Origin of the sequence: Antarctobacter heliothermus, from assembly GCF_002237555.1 — a bacterium.
Taxonomy (GTDB): Bacteria; Pseudomonadota; Alphaproteobacteria; order Rhodobacterales; family Rhodobacteraceae; genus Antarctobacter; species Antarctobacter heliothermus_B.
The window spans coordinates 598,698-617,765 of record NZ_CP022540.1; the positions used below are offsets into that span (position 1 = coordinate 598,698).

Here is a 19,068-nt window from a genome sequence, read left to right on the forward strand (position 1 = left end):
CCCCCTTATTTCACTGCGCCGAAGGTCAAGCCCCGGACAAGTTGCTTTTGGCTGAACCAGCCCATGATCAGGATTGGCGCGATGGCCATGACAGAGGCCGCCGACAGTTTTGCGTAGAACAGACCCTCTGGGCTGGAATAGCTGGCGATAAAGGCCGTCAGCGGTGCCGCCTTGGCTGCCGTCAGGTTGAGCGTCCAGAACGCCTCGTTCCAGGCAAGGATGACGTTTAGCAACAGGGTCGAGGCGATGCCCGGCACTGCCATTGGCGTCAACACATACAGGATCTCTGACTTGAGTGTGGCACCGTCCATCCGTGCCGCCTCTAGGATCTCACCCGGGATTTCCTTGAAGTAGGTGTAGAGCATCCAGACAATGATCGGCAGGTTGATCAGCATCAGGACGATGACCAGACCAATCTGTGTGTCCAGCCAGCCCAGTTTGATGAACAGCAGGTAGATCGGGTACAAAACGCCAACCGCAGGCAGCATCTTGGTCGAGAGCATCCAGAGCAGGATGTCCTTGGTCCGGGCCGAGGGCACAAAGGCCATGGACCAGGCGGCAGGAACCGCAATGATCACCCCCAGAATGGTCGACCCGCCCGCGATGACGACCGAGTTCCACAAGAACCGCATGTAGTCAGAACGTTCCTGAACAACCGCGTAGTTTTCCAGCGTCCAGTCGAAGAAAAGAAAGACCGGTGGATCGCTGATCGCCTGAGCTTCGGTCTTGAAGCTGGTCAGGATCGTCCAGAGGATCGGGAAGAAGATCAGCAGACCAAAACCCCATGCGACGGCGGTATTGAGTGCTTTGCGTTGTGAAGTGACAGCGCGTGCCATGATGTCCCCCTCAAGTGTCCAGGTTCTTGCCGACGATACGCATCAGGAAGAGCGCAACGATATTGGCGAGAATGATTGCGTAAACACCACCGGCAGATCCCAATCCGATGTTCTGGCTTTCCAGCACACGCTGGAAGATCAGATACGTCAGTGTCTTGGTTCCGAATGCACCGCCCGTGGTGACAAAGATCTCTGCAAAAATGGACAGCAGGAAAATCGTCTGGATCAGGACCACAATGGTGATGGCGCGTCCCAGGTGGGGCAGGATGATGTGGTAAAAGCGTGATACCGGCTTGGCGCCGTCGATTTCAGCGGCTTCCAGCTGTGAGCTGTCAAGCGACTGGATCGCGGTCAGCAGGATCAGCGTTGCAAAGGGCAGCCATTGCCAGCTGACGATCATGATGATCGATTCCAGCGACGCCTGGCTGAGCCATGACACCGGCTCTGCCCCGAAGAATTTCCACAGATGCGCGAACAGACCGTTCGTCGGGTCCATAAACATGTTCTTCCAGACCAGCGCGGACACGGTCGGCATCACGAAGAAGGGCGCAATAACAAGGATCCGGACGACCCCCTGTCCCCACATCGGCTGATCCAGCAGCAAGGCCAGCAGGACGCCGAACACAACCGTGATGATCAGAACACCACCGACGATAATCAGGGTGGTCATAACGCTGGGCCAAAACGAGCTCGACGTCACGAAACGTACATAGTTGTCGAAACCGGCCCATCCCAGATCACCACCGCGCAGCGGCAGGTAATTTCGGAATGAGAACCACAGGGTCATGCTCAGCGGGACGAGCATCCAGACCAGAAGTAGAAATACCGCGGGGGCCATCATCAGACGGGCTGCGGATCGCGAGTGCTGGGTCGCCATGGCGCGCCTCCTCCCTCGGCGACCAAGGGCCGCCATTATCCATTCATGTCATCGGGTGAGTTGGGGGGTAGTTTTGTGTCCGGAGGGCGGTTGCCCCCGCCCTCCGGACTGGGAGGATGCCTCAGTAACCTGCGGCTTCCATTGCGTCGACTGTCAAAGCTTGCGCTTTTTCAAGAGCTTCGTCGATTGTCTGCTGACCGGCATAGACCGCCGAGAATTCCTGGCTCACGTCTGTCGCGATACCGGCAAATTCGGGGATGGCGACGAACTGAACACCAACATAGGGAACCGGCTGGACCGTCGGGTTGTTCGGGTCAGCAGCCAAGATCGAGTCCAGGGTCTTTTGAGCAAAGGGAACCTTCTGGTACTCGGGGTTCTCATACAGCGAGGTCCGCGCGCCGGGAGGAACGTTGGCCCAACCTTCTTTGGCGGCAACCAGCTCGATGTAGTCTTTCGAAGTGGCCCATTCGATGAACTGCTTGGCAGCGTCAGCTTTCTGAGTGCCGGCAGGGATCGCCAGCGCCCAAGCCCAAAGCCAGTTGGCGCGCTTTTCAACACCCTCGTGGTTTGGAGCCAGAGCAAAGCCAACCTTGTCAGCAACGGTCGACTCGTCGTTGGTCACAAAGGATGCCGCAACGGTTGCGTCGATCCACATGCCACACTTGCCTTGTTGGAACAGCGACAGGTTTTCGTTGAAACCGTTGGTCGCGTATCCCGCGGGGCCCGCGTCATTCATCAGGTTGACGAAGAAAGTAAGAGCCTCTTTCCACTCAGGCTGATCGAACTGCGGTGTCCAGTTCTCATCGAACCAGCGCGCGCCGAACGAGTTTGCTGTAACCGTGATGATGGCACCGCCCTCACCCCAGCCAGCTTTGCCGCGCAGGCAGATGCCGTTGATGCCAGCGTCGCGATCAGTCATCGCCAGTGCCGCTTCGCGAACGAACTCCCATGTCGGCGCGTCAGGCATTTCCAGGCCAGCGGCTTCCATCAGGTCGGTGCGATACATGATCATCGAGCTTTCGCCGTAGAACGGTGCCGCATAAAGCGTTCCGTCGTGGCTCAGGCCGTTGCGCATGGCGGGCAGGATGTCGTCGACGTCATATTCTTCCGACAGATCATCCATTGGGACCAACCAACCGTTGGCACCCCAAATCGGCGTCTCGTACATGCCGATTGTCATAAGATCGAACGAGCCACCCTTGGTGGTGACGTCAGTGGTCACACGCTGGCGAAGAACGTTTTCTTCCAGCGTGACCCAGTTCACTTCATGACCGGTTTTTTCGGTGAAGTCGGCCGTGAGGCCCTGCATGCGGATCATGTCGCCGTTGTTCACGGTTGCAATGGTCAGCACTTCGGCAGTCAGTGCGGTGGCAGACACCGACACCAGTGCGGAAGCCGCAAAAAATGCGCCTTTCAAAGTCATCCAGATTCCTCCCTTGGAACTCTCAGTTAACGCCACCATCTTGGGTGACCTTAGGTCTCAAGTCAAACAAAAACTTTACGGGAGTAAACTTTTAACTTGCCGCGATGCAGCATATTAGGCGGACAGACGCATCACCAACTTGCCTTCGAGATAGATTTCATCACGCTTTTCAGCACGCTGGCCGCTTTCGATAAGACTGAACAGGCGTTCGACGCTGCGCTCCGCGATAATATCGTAGCCTTGCGAAACCGTGGTCAGCGGCGGGCATGTATAGCGAGAAAACGGGTGATCATCATGCCCGGCGACCCGCAAGGCGCAGCCCGGGCCCAACCCGACTCGCAGCCCCCTTTGATAGGCCGCCGCCAACATTCCGATCGCAATTCGGTCGTTGCTGCACAGAATCGTGTCTGTCGGCAGGTCGCCCCCATCGATCAACTTGATCCCGCCCTCCAGACCGATCCTTTCAAAGTCCCACCCATTGCCATCCACCTGCAACAGATGCACCGGATGCCCCATACGCTCCATCACGTCGCAATAGGCCTTGCGGCGGCGGTAGGCGTTGGGGTTTGTGGGGTCTCGCATTTCAAGAAAAGCAGGCGGCTGGCCAGACCGGCACAGGTAGTCACAGATCAGCGCCGTAGCCTGATCATTATCATGACCAACAAATGCCTCCCCCAAACCACTGATATTACTATCAAATAGGACAGACGGCACCGCCCGGCAGAAGCTTTCGACGGCAGCCTTGTCCGAACGCCGCCCCAGCGGTGCCAGCAGCGCCCCGGCGGGCTTGATCGCCCGCAGGCTTTCAAGGTTGTCGTTCTCCTGCGCGGCCGTGCCATGAGAGCTAAGCAGGATCGGACGATAACCAGAGCCGATGACCAGCATTTCCAAATTCCGCGCGATCTCGGCAAAGAACGGATCGGCCAGGTAGGGCACGACGATACCGATGTTCTTGGTCAGCTTGCGGTTTTGGTTGATGGCAAAGATGTTTGGCCGATAGTCATATTGCTCCAGCGCACCCTCGATCCGCGTGCGGGTGGATTTGCGCACGCTCTCGGGATCGTTGAAATACTTCGACAGGGTCGGCCGTGAAATGCCGACGACCTCTGCGAATTCCTCCATGTTCCGGATCTTGCGATCGTCCATAGCCCCTCCCAATCAGGCATCTCGCAGGCCACGGTGGCATGCTCAGGCTGCCAATCCGGAGCGCCTTGAAATTCTTGACGCGCGTATAGTTTTTAGAATGTCGCCATGATGCACATCCGTCAAGGTAAACCTTTCCGCGCGTCAAAACACATCGCCAGAGGGTCTACCACGCCGATCAGGGGTCGCAACGCCTTTGTCGCCCTGTAAAAAGCAGATGGGGTGGATGGCTCCCGCTCCCGGCGTCGCAATGCGCCATACTGCAGGTGTCAGAATCTGCGATCGAGAGGAGCCACCCCATGCAAGTTACCACCGTCGGCCTCGACCTGGCCAAGAACATCTTTCATGTCCACGGAGTTACCGAGACAGGAGACGTTGCTTTCAACCGCCCCTTGAGACGGGCGCAGGTTCTGGCGTTTTTCCAGCGCCTGTCACCTTGCCTCGTCGGCATCGAGGCCTGCGCTTCGAGCCATCATTGGGCGCGGGAGCTTTCGAAACTCGGCCACACCGTCAGGCTGATGCCGCCAATGTACGTCAAACCCTACGTGAAGCGCGGCAAGTCCGATGCGGTCGACGCCGAAGCAATCTGCGAAGCAGTGACACGGCCCAGGCCCACGATGCGGTTCGTCGAGATCAAGTCCAAGGAACAGCAGGCGCTACTGTCCCTGCACCGCGCGCGTGACTTCGTCGTGCGTCAGAGGACGCAGCTGATCAACATGGTCCGGAGCCTTGCAGCGGAGTTCGGGATCACCATCGCTCGGGGCGTCGCGCGCGCCATTGAGTTCGCCAAGTCCATCATCGACGGCAAGCAGCCGGGACCGCCCGATCTGGCCCAGGACGTTCTGCGCGTCCTCAGCCGACAGCTGATTGATCTTCACAACCGCCTTGGCTGGTTCGAAACCATGTTGCGCATTCAGGCGCGCCTCAGCCGACAGGCTCAACTCCTGCAGACTATTCCTGGTGTCGGCCCGGTCACCGCCTCTGCCGTGGCTGCGACGATCGGGTCCGGCCGACAGTTCAGGAGTGGCCGCGAATTTTCTGCGTGGTTAGGGCTGACCCCTCGCAACCACTCCAGCGGCGGCAAAGAACGATTGGGAAAGATCACCAAGATGGGTGACCGATACCTGCGCCAGCTCATTGTAGTTGGCATGACGTCGCGCGTCCGACAAGTCGCGCCCATCCCGAGCGTGCCGATCCTTGGCTGACGAAGCTGCTGCAGAGAAAGCCCGCAAGACTGGCGACCGTCGCCATGGCGAACAAAACAGCAAGGATCATGTGGGCAATCCTCACGAGGGATGAGCCCTACAAGCCGCACGCCGTATGAGACGGCGCGCGCCCACGAGATAGCAAGACCAACGATGTGATGGTGTGCCATTCAGCCGCAACGATCAGGACGCTCCGACGAATGTCCCGGGCGCCATTGCCCGCAAAGCAGATAGGAACCTGATCTGCGGATCCCATCAGGGCCAGCGGCAATGACCGCGTCAACAGGCCGGACACAAGACCGCTTCTGAACAGGTACACGAGATCATTTACGACTTGCTATGCGGGAGCCATCCACACAGGATATTTGGCACCGCCCAAATAAGGGTCAGATCGCAACCGCCCGCCCGGTTGCCGCGCTTTCCTGCGCCGCCAGCCCGATGCGCACCGCCGCAATCCCGTCCGCCAATGTGACCTCAGGGCGACCCTCACCGCGCACCACGGCGTTAAACCGCTCGTGCTGGTAGTAGGTCGATCCGTTGTGATCGCCCGCCGCCAGCAGGGTCGGGTCGACTGGCACTTCGATCAGGCGCGGCCCTTTGGGCACCCGTGGCGAGACGATCACCTGCGGCACCGGCGCGTCGCCCAGATGCACGGGCCAGAACCGCCCCGGCCCCGGCACCCGCGCCTCGATCTTGCCTGCCGGGCCCATGGCGCTAATCTCTTCTTGATAGCGCGATCCTTCGGCGAACATACACAGCTCCAGCATCGCCCGCGCGCCACCTGCGAAATCTAGGATCACATAACCGTTGTCCCAGATGTCCGGCGCGCGACCGTCATAGGTTTCGTCCTTGTGGTTTACCGCCTGCCCCGCGCTGGCCATGACGCGCACCGGCTCATCCCGCAGGATCAGCCGCATCAGGTCAAAGAAGTGACAGCATTTCTCGACCAGCGTGCCGCCGCTGCGACTATTGAACCGGTTCCACGCGCCAACCTTGGGCAGAAACGGAAAGCGATGCTCACGGATCGACAGCATGGCAATGCCGCCCGTCGCCTCCTGCGCCTCATCGCGCAAAAGCGCAATGGGCGGCATATAACGGTATTCCATCGCCACCCAGACCGGCGCGCCATAGCTGGCCGCAAAGTCGCGCAAGAACACCTCATCCTCGGGCGCGGTGAACAGCGGCTTTTCGCACAGGATCGGCAACGTGCGTGTCGCCGCGATCTGGCGCAGTTGCGGCACATGGCAGTCGTTCGGGCTGACAATGACCAGCGCATCCAGATCCTGCACCGCCAGCAGCGCCTCCAGCGTGTCGCAGACCTGCGCCCCGCCGGCCAGTTTCGCAGCACTGACCGCCAGATCGCGCACCGGGTCCTGCACAGCCACCACCTGGCCATGCGGCAACAGGTTGATATTCTGGATGTGCTCACAGCCCATCATACCGCAGCCGATGACACCGTAACGTACCATGCTCATGCCTTGCCGATCCTGTTGATGTAGATAACCGTCCCCGGATCGAACCAGGTCCGCGAAAACTCGACGACGGCACCCGCGCTGTTGCGCGCGGTGCGTTCGACATAGCCCGCGATACTGCCCGCCTCGGGCGGAAAGCGCGCGTCGCGCCACTCTGGCACCGGCCCGATGGATACCTGATCCTCTGCCGACAGGATGACCAAACCCAGACGCTCACGGTAAAAGAGATACAGCGACTCCGACACGTCCTCTGCCGCGACCTCTGCGGCCTGCGCACCGTCCAGCCAGATCTCTTCCATCGCCGCCGGGACGCCCCCCAGAAACCTCAGTCGGCGAAACCGCCAACCCATCTTTGAGGGTCCGAATGCGGGCGCATCCGCCGGCTTCGGCAGACGGTCGACGCCTAGAAACTCTGCCGTGGGCAACCCGCCCCCGGCCTTCAGCTCCAACCGCAGCATCGAATAGATAGAGGCCACCCCGTCCCGCGCCCGGACATAATTTCCAGACCCTTGCACCCGGTCCAGCAGACCCTCGGCCGCCAGCGTCTCCAGCGCTTTGCGCAGGGTGCCGACCGCAATGCCCAACTGCTCTGCCATCTCGCGCTCAGGCGGCAGCCGTGCGCCATCCGCCAGCCGTCCGGCGGCAATGTCACGGATCAGCATTTCGCTGATCTGGGCGTGCTTGGGCAACGCCGCCGAGGTCCGTCCCCGCGTCAAACCTGTCTCCTTCACCGGGCGCCCAATATTCAGGCAAACCCAATTAATACACTATTGATGCATTAATTCGCGAATGCTACGCAAGAAGAAATCGACGCCGAATCCGGCGCAGCCTGGGAGGCCCCGCATGACCGTCGTCCCCGTCACTTCCGCCGATCTGGACGCGTCCGAGATCAGCTGGTTCTCGGCGCTGTGCTCTGACGATTACCGTTTTCTCGGCGTCCCCGACGGCGCGCTGCGCTCTTCGTTCGAACATTGCCGCGACATCGTGCTGGAGGCCGAAAAACAGGGGTTCCGCAACATCCTTGCGCCCTCATCGTATCAGGTCGGGCAGGACACCCTGTCATTCGTCGCGGGCATGGCACCGCTGACCAGCACCATCAACATGCTCGGCGCGATCCGCTGCGGTGAGATGCATCCGATCATGCTGGCCCGCACCGTCGCCACGCTGGATCACATGCTCAAGGGGCGGCTGACGCTGAACGTCATCTCCTCCGACTTCCCCGGCGAAAAGGAAGACAGCAGCTACCGCTACCAACGCTCGCGCGAGGTGGTGCAGATCCTCAAACAGGCGTGGACACAGGATGAGATCAACTTTGAGGGTGAGATCTACAACTTCAAAGGCCTGACCACAGACCCGGCCAAACCCTATCACACCGGCGGCCCCCTGCTGTACTTTGGCGGCTACTCTCCCGCAGCGCTGGACCTGTGCGGCGAACATTGCGACGTCTACCTGATGTGGCCGGAACCCAAGGAGAACCTTGCCCAGCGCATGACAGACGTGAACGCGGTGGCCGAGCGCTATGGCCGTACGCTGGACTATGGCCTGCGCGTCCACATGATCGTCCGCGACACAGAGGCAGAGGCCCGCGAATACGCCGACAGCCTCGTGTCCAAACTCGACGACGAATACGGCACCCTGATCCGCGACCGGGCCCATGACAGCGGTTCATTGGGCGTCTCGCACCAGTCCCGCGCCCGCGAACTGGCGGATAAATTCGGCTACGTCGAACCCAACCTCTGGACCGGCGTGGGCCGGGCGCGGTCGGGCTGTGGCGCGGCGCTGGTCGGCTCTGCCGATCAGGTGCTGTCCAAGATCGAAGACTACCGCAAGATGGGCATTCGCGCCTTTATCTTCTCGGGCTACCCGCACATTGATGAATGCAAACACTTCGGAAAACTGGTTATGCCAGAGCTGAAAACCTGTTCGCTGCCGCATGAATACGGCCGCGTCCCGAACCAAACACCGGCAACGCCGCTTGGCGTGGGAGAGCGTAAATAATGCAACGCGTAGACCTGCAAGAGGGGCTAAGTTTTAGCCGCATCGTTTATGGCATGTGGCGTCTGGGCGACGATGCCGACACTTCCCCGGCCCACGTCCGCGCCAAGATCGACGCCTGCCTTGCGCAGGGCATCACCACACTGGATCAGGCCGACATCTACGGCGGATATGAGGCCGAAGAGGTGCTGGGAGCCGCTATGACGCCGGACCTGCGCAAAGAGGTCGAGATTGTCACCAAATGTGACATCGTCGCCCCTGTGGGCCGCTATGCCGACGCGCCGGTGAAATACTATGATACCAGCCGCGCGCACATCATGGCCTCGGTCGAACACTCTCTGCGCCTGATGAAAATCGAACAGATCGACCTGCTGCTGATCCACCGCCCCGACCCCATGATGGACCACCGCGAAACCGGGACCGCGCTGGATGAGGTCGTGGCCTCTGGCAAGGTCCGCGCCGTGGGGGTGTCCAACTTCAAGCTGCACGATTGGACGCTGCTGCAATCGGCGATGAAAACGCCGCTGGTCACAAACCAGATCGAACTCAGCCTGAGCGCGGTTGAGGCGTTCACCAACGGCGATCTGGCCTTTTTGCAGGAACGCGACATTGTTCCAATGGCATGGTCGCCACTGGGCGGCGGCGCACTGATGAGCTCGAACACCGCGCTGACCATGGTCATGGACCGGATCGCCGCCAATCAGGGTGTCGACCGCGCCGCTGTCGCCGTCGCGTGGCTGTTGGCGCATCCGGCGGGCATCCTGCCGGTCATGGGCACCAACACGATTGAACGGATCAAGGGGTTTTCACGGGCATTTGACGTCGACATGACGCGCCAGCTCTGGTTTGAGCTCTATACGGCAGCACTGGGGAAAGAGGTTCCCTGATGATGGACGGAAACCGGAGCCACGCGATGCAGGAATTCGACCCCAGCGAAGACTCCCATGCCTTTCGCGCCGCTTTAGGCAGTTTTGCCACTGGCGTGACCGTGGTGACCACCTCGGGCCCCAATGGCCCCATCGGCATCACCGCATCCAGCTTTGCCAGTGTGTCGCTGGACCCGCCACTGGTGCTGTGGTCGCCGCAGAAATCCTCGCGCCGCTTTCCCACCTTCCGGGACGCGCAGCATTACGCGATCCACGTCCTTGATGGGCACCAAAAGGACATCTGCAACGGGTTCACCCGCGACGCCCATGCCTTTGACGGGGCCGATTGGGACACAGACGCCAATGGCGTGCCGCAACTTGCTGATTGCCTTGCCCGGTTCGACTGTCGCCAAGAGGCGGTCCATGACGCGGGCGACCATGTGATAATTGTGGGTCGCGTGCTTGGCGCGGCCTTCCGGCCCGGTCTGCCCCTGTTGTTTCAGGGCGGTCGGTTCGTCAGCCTCAAGGGCTGACACCACTTAGGGACCGGGGCACCAAGATCCCGGCCAGAACGACAAGGGGCGCATCACGCCCCGTTTATGGGAGGAGCGCCATGCCGGTGCTGCTGATACTGCTTTGGCCGCTGGAGCGGCTGAACACGGGTATTCTGTCCGTGGGCCGGGTGATTGCAATGCTTGCGCTGGCGATCATGGTCTGCCTGATCCTTGGCCAGATCTTTTGGCGCTACGCGCTAAATGACGCGCCCAACTGGACAGAGGAAGGCGCGCGGTTCGGGATGCTCTGGCTGGTTGGCCTGATGGCCCCGCTGGCCTACCGGCAAGGGGGCTTTGTCGCCATCGACATGCTGGAACGCGCCCTTCCCCGGCTGTTGGCCGCGCTGCTAACGCTGGTCCTGCTGGCCATCTCCCTTTGGGTGCTGATCATCGCCTGGGACAAGGGTCTGAACAACCACGTCGACAGCCTGTCGGGCCGTGGTTGTTCGTCGTCCCTGCGCTGGCCCTTCGGGATCGAGATTGGCAAATGTAAGGCCAAGTTCGCCAACCAGTACCAGTACGCGGCGCTTTGGGTCGGGGTGAACCTGCTGATCCTCGTCAACGTCGAGTTGATCCTGCGCCAGTTCATCACCTTACTGGGCGGAGGCGACCGCCTGACCCGTCTCAGCACAGACGACATGGCGGGGGCCGACTGACATGCTGATCTGGTTCCTGCCCGTCTTCCTGATTCTCATCATGATCGGCCTGCCGGTGGTCTTTGCCCTGCTCGCCGCGCCCTTTGGCCTGCTGGTCATGGACGACCAATCGCGCCAACTCTCCGTCCTCTACCGCAACCTTTACAACGGCATGGACAGCTTTCCGCTGATGGCGCTGCCCTTCTTCATGCTGGCCGGTGAGGTCATGAACCGCGGCGGCATCACCATCCGCCTTGTGGAGTTTTCACAGGCCATCATGGGCCACCTGCGCGGCGGCCTCGCCCACGTCAACATCCTGTCCTCGATCCTCTTCGCGGGCCTGTCGGGCAGCGCGGTGGCGGATACCTCGGCGCTGGGGTCGACCCTGATCCCGGCGATGGAGAAAAACGGATATACCCGCCGCTTTGCCGCCGCCATCACCGCCGCCTCTTCCGTCATCGGCCCGATCATCCCGCCCTCGGGCATCATGATCATCTACGCCTATGTCATGGGCGAATCCGTCGCCGCCCTGTTCCTTGCGGGCATCGTGCCGGGCATCCTCGTGGGTGTCGGCCTGATGGTCATGGTCCGCCTCATGGCCGACCGCTATGACCTGCCCAAGGCCGAACGCATCGTTCACCGCAACCAAACCATGAGCGTAGCCGAATACTGGGTCAGCTTCGTCCTTGTGCGCATCAACGTCGGTGGGTTGCTGATGGCGGTCTACGCTGGTCTCGCCGTCCCGCTCGGCCTCGCCAGCCTCGATGAGAACGGCGACAAACTGCACTCGCTGAACCGCTGGATCGTCTTCGCGCTGATGCTGGTGATCGCCCACGCGCTGATGATGTACTGGCGCCGCAACGTCGACCACGACTTCCGCATCATCTGCAAAAAGGCTGTCGCGCCGCTGCAAACCCCCATCATCATCCTCGGCGGCATCCTCATCGGCGTCATGACCCCGACAGAGGCCAGCGCCGTCGCCGTCGCCTATGCGCTGATCATCAGCTTCCTCGTCCTGCGTTCGATGACCCTGCGCGATCTGGGTCAGGTGCTGTCGCGCTCTGCCCTGTCCACCTCTGCCGTCCTGCTGCTGGTCGGCGCGGCGGTGGCGTTCAAGACCGTGGTATCGCTGTCGCACGCGCCGCAAATCCTGACCGACATCATCCTTGGCCTGTCGGAAAACCCGCTGATCCTGCTGTTCCTCATCAACATCCTGCTGTTCATCGTCGGCATGTTCCTCGACGCAGGCCCCGCCATCATCATCCTCGGCCCCATCCTTGGCCCGATCTTCGTCGAACTGGGCGTCCACCCCGTCCACTTCGCCATCATCATGAGCGTCAACCTCACCGTCGGGCTGGCCACGCCACCCATGGGGCTGGTGCTGTTCGTGGCCTCAACGGTCAGCCGCGAAAAGGTCGAAACCATCGCACGGGCGATCCTGCCCTTCCTCGCCGTAGAAATCTTCGTGATCTTCCTGATCACCTACGTCCCCCAGATCTCGATGACCGTCCCCTATCTGGCCGACTTCATCAAATGCCCACCGGACACCGGTTTCATGGCCTGCATCAGCCCCGAACCGCTATCCAAGTAACCAGAAACGACAGCACCTAACGGGAGGTACTCATGCTGAAACATCTCTTTGCCGCGGCGACGCTCGCGGCCACAACCCTGACCGGGGGCGCGGCCCTTGCGCAGGATCCGATCAAACTGGTCGCCACCGCCAACTCGAACGAGGCGGATGAGGATTACGCCGGTCTCATCGTCTTCAAGGACTACGTCGAGGCGGCCTCCAACGGCGCCATCGAGGTCGAGATCTACATGGGCACCCAGCTGTGTTCCACCGGCGCGGAATGTATCGAGGGCGTGGCCGAAGGCTCCATCGACATCTACATCTCCACCTCCGGTGGCGCTGCGGGCATCTTCCCCTATGTGCAGGTGCTCGACCTGCCTTACCTGATGGCCAATGACCGCGTCGCCGAACACGTCCTGTCCGGCGATTTTGTCCGCACCATGCGCGACATGGCACTGGCAGACAGCGACGACACCGTGCGCCTGATGACCATCGGCAACACCGGCGGCTGGCGCAACTTTGCCAACACCAAGCGCCGCATCACCTCGCCCGCCGACATGGAAGGGCTGAAAATCCGCACCGTGGTCGCCGACCTGCCGCAGGAGCTGGTCAAGGCCCTTGGTGCTGCCCCCACCCCGATCCCGTGGCCCGAACTGTTCACCTCGTTCCAGACCGGCGTGGTTGATGGCTCCAAGAACGGCATCACCGACATCATGGGCATGAAATTCCCCGATGCGGGCCTGCAATACGTCACGCTGGACGGCCACGCCTACATGGGCGCGCTGTGGTGGATGAGCAACGAAAAGTTCATGGGGCTCGACCCGGCGATGAAACGCGTCGTGGTTGATGGCTTCTACGCGCTGCAACAGGCCACCTTTGCCGCGCCCAAGCGTGGCGCGATTCAGGCCTATGCCGATTTCGTCGAAGGCGGCGGTGACATCTACGTCCCCTCGCCCGACGAAAAGGCAGCCTTTGCCGAGGCCGCCAAGCCGGTGCAGGACTGGTTCCGCGACAACGTCGACGGCGGCGGCAAGATCCTCGACGCCCTGATCGAGGCCGTCGACGCAGCCGAGGCCGACATCAACGCAGCCTACGACGCCGACCTGAACTGATCGCGGCAACAGTTACGACCGAAAGGCCGGGGGCGTGATGCCTCCGGCCTTTTGCGTTTTGGGGCGCCGAGTTCTGCTCGCCCGGCTCATGTTGTAAAAGGCGGCTTTGAGCCCTTGTTGACCGATGCTGCGCGGCGCACAAAGGTCTGCTATGATGAAAAAATCGACAAACTGTCTTTCTTCGTGGTTGGCAGTAGAAATTTCTAAGGGGCCGAGGATGCACGAACCGAAGGGTCGTCTGACCGACATATTCAGCCTTCCCACCGATGGTTCTGGGCAACCTCAGTCGGTTCTTATGCTTGATCAACTTACCCACGTTCCCGAGATTGGGGATGTGCTTCAGGTGGCAGATCGTAACTTGTCGATTGCACAAGTTGATAGACAGCGGATGCGAAGCTGCCTGACAGGCTGGCCGCTGATTGGCCTTGGCAGTATCGCCGTATTGGTCAACGAGCCAACGGAGGAATTGAAACCCTTAGCAAGGCATCCAAACCGTCTTTGGGTAACTTGGAAACCAAAAGCAGATTTGCCATGGCATTTCAAGACTGACGACCTCCCCAAGTTCATCCGACTGAATGAAGACTGGAACGCTCATCCGAATGATGTGGGTCTCAGGCTTGAAGAGCGCGGAGATGAATTGATTGCCCGCATGAAACCAAATCCTTACGCCTATCGCCAATATGAGAACATCCCCGAAATCGCTGTCAGCTTCGTAAACTGCTCCAAATATCGCGTTACGTCAGTCAACGATGAACGCTGGTATTCGGGCCAGTGCCGTTTCAGCGGGCTTGCACCAAAATGGGGTGAGTTCTACGAAATTTCAGGCAACACTCAAGACAACATGAACTCTACGCCTTGGATTAAGATGGAAGGCGTTGGGGCAAAGCATTTTCATTTCTATTTGAAAGATGAAACCCTCGAAATCAAAGCACAAGATTGGGTGTTGAAATCCGAAAGCTGACCTTCGGAAGGCGATCTCCTACGGCAGCAAAGTCCCGCTCAGCGGACGTTCCACAGGGCCCTACAATCACTCCTTCCTTGAAGGATGCGCATTGAAACCCCGGCCACCCCCTGCTTCTGCCGAAAGCCTTAAAGGTGAACAATTCGTAAATTCGCCTCTGTAACCTCTTGATTTTACACACCCCCAAACCTGTCCACGCGTGGACACCCCCATTTCCCCTCACCGAAACGGATACATCCAGACCCGATAATCCTCGACCAGAACCTCCGCCCTTTTCCGCTCCTCCCGGCCCATCCTCGGGGTCAATTCCTCCAAGGAATCAGGGGCGTCCACATCCCCCCCGATGGCCGAGAGAGCATACCAAAGATAGGCCCGCACAAGGTCCGGCGCGGGCATCCCAAGCCCCAATTCATAATACCACCCCAGCCCCGACTGCGCCCCCGGATGCCCCTTCATAGAGGCCCTCAGATACCACTCGAACGCCCGCTCCGGATCCTTCTCCACGCCCAGCCCCAAGGCATACATCACCCCGATCAATTCCTCCGCGTCCGCATTGCCCGACCGCGCCAGCACCCGGAACTGATCCATTGCGGCGGGAAACTCCCCCGCTTCCATCAAATCCCGCGCCTCCTCCAGATCGGCGGCAAAAACAGGACTTGAGAGCGCGAGCAACCCTGCCAGAATGATCCCATGCGCCTGTCTCATGCCCTGCATCTGATCTGCCTCCTCATCCTCACCGGCCCGGCACAGGCCGACCCCATCACGATGGATGATTTCCTGCCCACCGACCCGGCGCAAGCCCGTCTGGGCCAGCTTTTGTTCTACGACCCGATCCTCAGCGGCAATCGCAACATTTCCTGCGGCACCTGCCACCACCACAGCCTCGCCAGCGGCGACGGGCTCAGCCTTGGCATCGGCGAAGGCGGGCGCGGATTGGGAAAGGATCGAACACCCGGAACAGGCCCCGACCAGATCCGCAAGCGCATCCCCCGCAACGCCCCCGCGCTGTGGAACCTTGGCCACAAATCCATCCGCGTTCTCTTTCACGACGGACGTCTGGAAATCTCAGATCAATACGGTAACGGCTTTGACAGCCCTGCCGAAGAGTGGCTGCCGCAGGGCCTGAACAGTATCCTCGCCGCGCAAGCGCTATTCCCCCTCACCGCCCAGTTCGAGATGGCGGGCAACGTGGGCGAAAACGACGTGACCGGCGCGGTCCATGACCGGATCGACCTCGGCTGGCCGGTGCTGGCCAAACGCGTGCGCACGATCCCCGAATATGGCGCGCTGTTTGTCGAGGCCTTCGCGCACATCGACACCCCGGCCGAGGTGACGATTGTCGAGATCGGCAACGCACTGGGGGCCTTCATGGCGTCGGAATGGATCAGCATCGACAGCCCCTATGACGCGTGGCAACGCCACGGCGCGCCCCTGCCCCCGGCGGCAGAACGCGGACGGCAGCTGTTCTTTGGCAAGGCGGCGTGCAGCACCTGCCACGCCGGGCCGCTTTTCACAGACCAAGAATTTCACGCGCTGGGCTTGCCTGCCTTCGGGCCGGGCCGGACGCGGATTTTTGACCCCATGCCACGCGACGTGGGCCGCATGGGCGAAACTGACAGGATCGAAGACGCCTATCGTTTCCGGACTCCGTCGTTGCGCAACGTCGCCCTGACCGCCCCCTATGGGCACAACGGCGCCTTTGCCACGCTTGAGGTGATGATCCGCCATCACCTGAACCCCGCCGTTAGCCAAGCCTCATGGCAAGAGGCCGACGCCGGTTTGCCAGCGGTGCCTTGGCTGGCGGTCTCGGATTTCGCGATCCGTCAAGACCGGCTGGAAATGGCGCGACAAGCACGCAGGCTGGATATCGGGCCACTGCCCGTGTCCGGCACAGAGCTCTCTGACCTTGTGGCCTTCATGCGCGCACTGACCGGCAAAAACGTCACCACGCGCCCACTCGGTCGACCGGACCGGGTGCCTTCGGGTCTGCCGGTCGACTAAAGAAAAACGCGCCCTGACCGAGTCAGAGCGCGTGCAAAGATCCGCATTCAGGCTGCCGGATCAGCGACGAAAACTGTCCTGATTTTCAAGGAACCACTGATACGTCTCGCGCACCCCGTTTTCGAGATCGATGGACGCCTTCCATCCCATGTCCGCAAGGCGGCTAACGTCCATCAGCTTGCGCATGGTGCCGTCGGGTTTGGTCCGGTCCAGTTCAATCTTGCCTTTGTAGCCGGTCACTTCGGCCACCATCTGCGCCAGTTCCAGAATGGAGACATCGACACCAGAGCCGACGTTGATGTGGCTCAGCTGCGGCTGCGTGTTGGAATCATAGGTCGCCTTGTCCAGATCCATCACAAACAGCGAAGCGGCGGCCATATCGTCAACATGCAGGAACTCGCGACGCGGCTTGCCACTGCCCCAGATCACCACCTCATCCTTGCTCTCTTGCGCCGCTTCGTGGAACCGACGGATCAAGGCAGGCAGGACGTGGCTGTTTTCCGGGTGAAAGTTGTCGCCCGGTCCGTAAAGGTTTGTCGGCATGACCGAGCGATAGTCTACACCGTACTGACGATTGTAGCTTTCGCAGATCTTGATGCCAGCGATCTTGGCCACGGCATAGGGCTCATTCGTGGGTTCCAGCGGGCCAGTCAGCAAGGCGGCCTCTCGCATCGGCTGCGGCACTGCCTTGGGATAGATACAGGACGACCCCAGTTGCAACAGCCGTTCCACCCCCGCCTCCCAGGCGGCATGGATCACATTACATTGAACCATCAGGTTGTCGTAAATGAACTCTGCCGGGTAGCTGTTGTTGGCAAGAATGCCACCCACCTTGGCCGCCGCAAGGATCACGATGTCCGGCTTTTCGGTCATCATGAAGTCCCGGACCGCAACCTGATTGGTCAGTTCCAGCTTAGCGTGGGTGCGCGTGACAAGGGTGATATCCTCTCCCGCCGCCTGTCGCTGTTGAAGCTGGCGGGTGATTGCGCCCCCCACCATACCGCGGTGGCCTGCTACATAGATCTTGGGCATAATATGCCTCCTGACGTCGAATGGCGGCCGCGCAGGACTGGCCTTAGCCGTTTTCCAGCGCGACGGGAATGTCGTAACCGTGTTCTTTCAACAGGGCATGGCGGCGGGCTGCCTTGAGATCCGATGCGACCATCTCTGCGCACATTTCCTGCGCCGTGATCTCGGGCACCCAGCCCAGCACTTCCTTGGCCTTGGCAGGATCGCCCAGCAGGGTTTCCACCTCGGCGGGACGGAAATAACGCGGATCAATGCGCAGGATCACGTCGCCGGGTTTCAACGCGGGTGCGCTGTCGCCGGTTACAGACACAACGGTGGCGATCTCGTTCACGCCCTCGCCTGAGAATTCCAGTTCGATCCCCAGTTCCTTGGCGGTCCATTGGATGAATTCGCGCACGGAATACTGAACGCCGGTGGCGATCACAAAATCCTCGGCCACATCCTGTTGCAGCATCATCCACTGCATGCGGACATAGTCCTTGGCGTGGCCCCAGTCGCGCAGCGCGTCGATGTTGCCCATGAACAGGCAGTCCTGCAAACCAAGCGCGATATTGGACATGCCACGGGTGATCTTGCGGGTAACAAATGTCTCCCCTCGGCGCGGGCTTTCGTGGTTAAAGAGGATGCCGTTGCAGGCGTACATGCCATAGGCCTCACGGTAGTTCACCGTGATCCAATAGGCGTACATCTTGGCCACCGCATAAGGGCTGCGCGGGTGGAACGGTGTCTTTTCGGTTTGCGGGATTTCCTGCACCAGACCGTAGAGTTCCGAGGTCGACGCCTGATAAAAACGCGTGGTCTTTTCCATACCCAGAAAGCGGATCGATTCCAGCAGGCGCAGCGTACCGGTGGCATCCACGTCGGCGGTGTATTCAGGGGCCTCAAACGACACGGCAACATGGCTTTGCGCGCCGAGGTTATAGACCTCATCGGGGCGCACTTCGGACAGGATGCGGGTCAGGTTGGAGGTGTCTGTCAGGTCGCCGTAATGCAGCGTAAAGTTCTTACCGCTGGTGTGCGGGTCGTGGTAAATGTGATCAACGCGTTCGGTATTGAACAATGAGGCGCGGCGCTTGATCCCGTGGACCTCATAGCCTTTCTCGAGAAGCAGTTCCGCCAAATAGGAACCGTCTTGACCCGTCACACCGGTGATAAGAGCTTTTTTCATCAATCAACCATTCTTTTCTGTACCGGCCACCGAAAGGACCGGGGTACGCATCGGCTGTCGAATAGCCCAGTTTCGGGCTGAGGCGCAACTTGAAACCGGGTAACGCCGCAGCGCAGCATGCCCATAGTTGTCGTGCCGCGCCGACCGCCCGGAAAACGGTCAAATTATGTCGGCACGACGCGTCGTTCACTCGGCGCTGCAAAAAAACTGAAGGTGTTCGG

17 protein-coding genes and 1 pseudogene are annotated in these 19,068 nt (G+C 60.5%); 9 read left to right on the forward strand and 9 right to left on the reverse strand.

From position 1 onward, the window contains the following. Positions 1 to 5 precede the first annotated feature (5 nt). The 4 genes from ANTHELSMS3_RS02935 to ANTHELSMS3_RS02950 form a co-directional block, all read right to left on the reverse strand. Positions 6 to 836, reverse strand: a complete 831-nt coding sequence (locus tag ANTHELSMS3_RS02935; RefSeq protein ID WP_094033571.1) for a carbohydrate ABC transporter permease — start codon at positions 834 to 836, stop codon at positions 6 to 8. 10 nt (positions 837 to 846) lie between these two features. Further along, positions 847 to 1,713: a carbohydrate ABC transporter permease gene (locus ANTHELSMS3_RS02940; RefSeq protein ID WP_094033572.1), complete on the reverse strand. Its 867-nt coding sequence runs from the start codon at positions 1,711 to 1,713 to the stop codon at positions 847 to 849. 121 nt (positions 1,714 to 1,834) lie between these two features. Continuing rightward, entirely contained in the window at positions 1,835 to 3,136 is a 1,302-nt protein-coding gene (locus ANTHELSMS3_RS02945; RefSeq protein ID WP_094033573.1) for an ABC transporter substrate-binding protein, read from the reverse strand. Positions 3,137 to 3,250: 114 nt separating this feature from the next. Next, positions 3,251 to 4,282 carry a LacI family DNA-binding transcriptional regulator gene (locus ANTHELSMS3_RS02950; protein ID WP_094033574.1) on the reverse strand — a complete coding sequence of 344 codons (1,032 nt, stop codon included), beginning with the start codon at positions 4,280 to 4,282 and terminating at the stop codon, positions 3,251 to 3,253. A gap of 296 nt (positions 4,283 to 4,578) precedes the next feature. Between ANTHELSMS3_RS02950 and ANTHELSMS3_RS02955 the strand changes: the two are divergent. Then, positions 4,579 to 5,603: pseudogene (locus tag ANTHELSMS3_RS02955) on the forward strand (IS110 family transposase). Between the two features lie 267 nt (positions 5,604 to 5,870). On the opposite strand, the gene ANTHELSMS3_RS02960 reads toward ANTHELSMS3_RS02955, so the two are convergent. Both ANTHELSMS3_RS02960 and ANTHELSMS3_RS02965 read right to left on the reverse strand, forming a co-directional pair. After that, a complete protein-coding gene (locus ANTHELSMS3_RS02960; protein WP_094033575.1) occupies positions 5,871 to 6,959 on the reverse strand; it encodes a Gfo/Idh/MocA family protein in 1,089 nt (362 codons plus the stop codon). After that, positions 6,956 to 7,618 (reverse strand): GntR family transcriptional regulator, encoded by a 663-nt coding sequence (locus tag ANTHELSMS3_RS02965; RefSeq protein ID WP_094036895.1) that lies wholly within the window; start codon positions 7,616 to 7,618, stop codon positions 6,956 to 6,958. The genes ANTHELSMS3_RS02960 and ANTHELSMS3_RS02965 overlap by 4 nt, the downstream gene beginning before the upstream one ends. Before the next feature lie 181 nt (positions 7,619 to 7,799). Here ANTHELSMS3_RS02965 and ANTHELSMS3_RS02970 point away from each other — a divergent pair, with 181 nt between their 5' ends. From ANTHELSMS3_RS02970 to ANTHELSMS3_RS03000, 7 genes are all read left to right on the forward strand, one after another. Then, positions 7,800 to 8,954 carry an LLM class flavin-dependent oxidoreductase gene (locus ANTHELSMS3_RS02970; protein WP_094033576.1) on the forward strand — a complete coding sequence of 385 codons (1,155 nt, stop codon included), beginning with the start codon at positions 7,800 to 7,802 and terminating at the stop codon, positions 8,952 to 8,954. Beyond that, positions 8,954 to 9,838 (forward strand): aldo/keto reductase, encoded by an 885-nt coding sequence (locus ANTHELSMS3_RS02975; protein ID WP_094033577.1) that lies wholly within the window; start codon positions 8,954 to 8,956, stop codon positions 9,836 to 9,838. The genes ANTHELSMS3_RS02970 and ANTHELSMS3_RS02975 overlap by 1 nt, the downstream gene beginning before the upstream one ends. Positions 9,839 to 9,840: 2 nt before the next feature. Beyond that, on the forward strand, positions 9,841 to 10,350 hold the full coding sequence (locus ANTHELSMS3_RS02980; protein WP_094036896.1) for a flavin reductase family protein: 510 nt from the start codon (positions 9,841 to 9,843) through the stop codon (positions 10,348 to 10,350). Positions 10,351 to 10,430: 80 nt separating this feature from the next. Then, the gene (locus ANTHELSMS3_RS02985; RefSeq protein ID WP_094033578.1) at positions 10,431 to 11,027 is read left to right on the forward strand and encodes a TRAP transporter small permease; all 597 of its coding nucleotides are present in this window, start codon (positions 10,431 to 10,433) and stop codon (positions 11,025 to 11,027) included. 1 nt (position 11,028) lies between these two features. Beyond that, entirely contained in the window at positions 11,029 to 12,597 is a 1,569-nt protein-coding gene (locus ANTHELSMS3_RS02990; protein ID WP_094033579.1) for a TRAP transporter large permease, read from the forward strand. A 32-nt stretch (positions 12,598 to 12,629) separates the two neighbouring features. Beyond that, the gene (locus ANTHELSMS3_RS02995) at positions 12,630 to 13,688 is read left to right on the forward strand and encodes a TRAP transporter substrate-binding protein (RefSeq protein ID WP_094033580.1); all 1,059 of its coding nucleotides are present in this window, start codon (positions 12,630 to 12,632) and stop codon (positions 13,686 to 13,688) included. 217 nt (positions 13,689 to 13,905) lie between these two features. Beyond that, positions 13,906 to 14,649 (forward strand): hypothetical protein, encoded by a 744-nt coding sequence (locus ANTHELSMS3_RS03000; protein ID WP_094033581.1) that lies wholly within the window; start codon positions 13,906 to 13,908, stop codon positions 14,647 to 14,649. A gap of 219 nt (positions 14,650 to 14,868) precedes the next feature. Here ANTHELSMS3_RS03000 and ANTHELSMS3_RS03005 read toward each other — a convergent pair whose 3' ends face one another. Next, complete coding sequence (locus ANTHELSMS3_RS03005) at positions 14,869 to 15,363, reverse strand: tetratricopeptide repeat protein (RefSeq protein WP_439098666.1); 495 nt, start codon at positions 15,361 to 15,363, stop codon at positions 14,869 to 14,871. On the opposite strand from ANTHELSMS3_RS03005, the gene ANTHELSMS3_RS03010 reads away from it, so the two are divergent. Next, entirely contained in the window at positions 15,340 to 16,650 is a 1,311-nt protein-coding gene (locus ANTHELSMS3_RS03010; RefSeq protein WP_094033583.1) for a cytochrome-c peroxidase, read from the forward strand. The genes ANTHELSMS3_RS03005 and ANTHELSMS3_RS03010 overlap by 24 nt on opposite strands. 60 nt (positions 16,651 to 16,710) lie before the next feature. Here the strand turns inward: ANTHELSMS3_RS03010 and fcl are convergent, their stop codons facing one another. Together fcl and gmd are read right to left on the reverse strand one after the other, a co-directional pair. Next, a complete protein-coding gene (gene fcl / locus ANTHELSMS3_RS03015) occupies positions 16,711 to 17,682 on the reverse strand; it encodes a GDP-L-fucose synthase (RefSeq protein WP_094033584.1) in 972 nt (323 codons plus the stop codon). Between the two features lie 43 nt (positions 17,683 to 17,725). After that, on the reverse strand, positions 17,726 to 18,847 hold the full coding sequence (gmd, locus tag ANTHELSMS3_RS03020; RefSeq protein ID WP_094033585.1) for a GDP-mannose 4,6-dehydratase: 1,122 nt from the start codon (positions 18,845 to 18,847) through the stop codon (positions 17,726 to 17,728). Between the last annotated feature and the right edge of the window lie 221 nt (positions 18,848 to 19,068).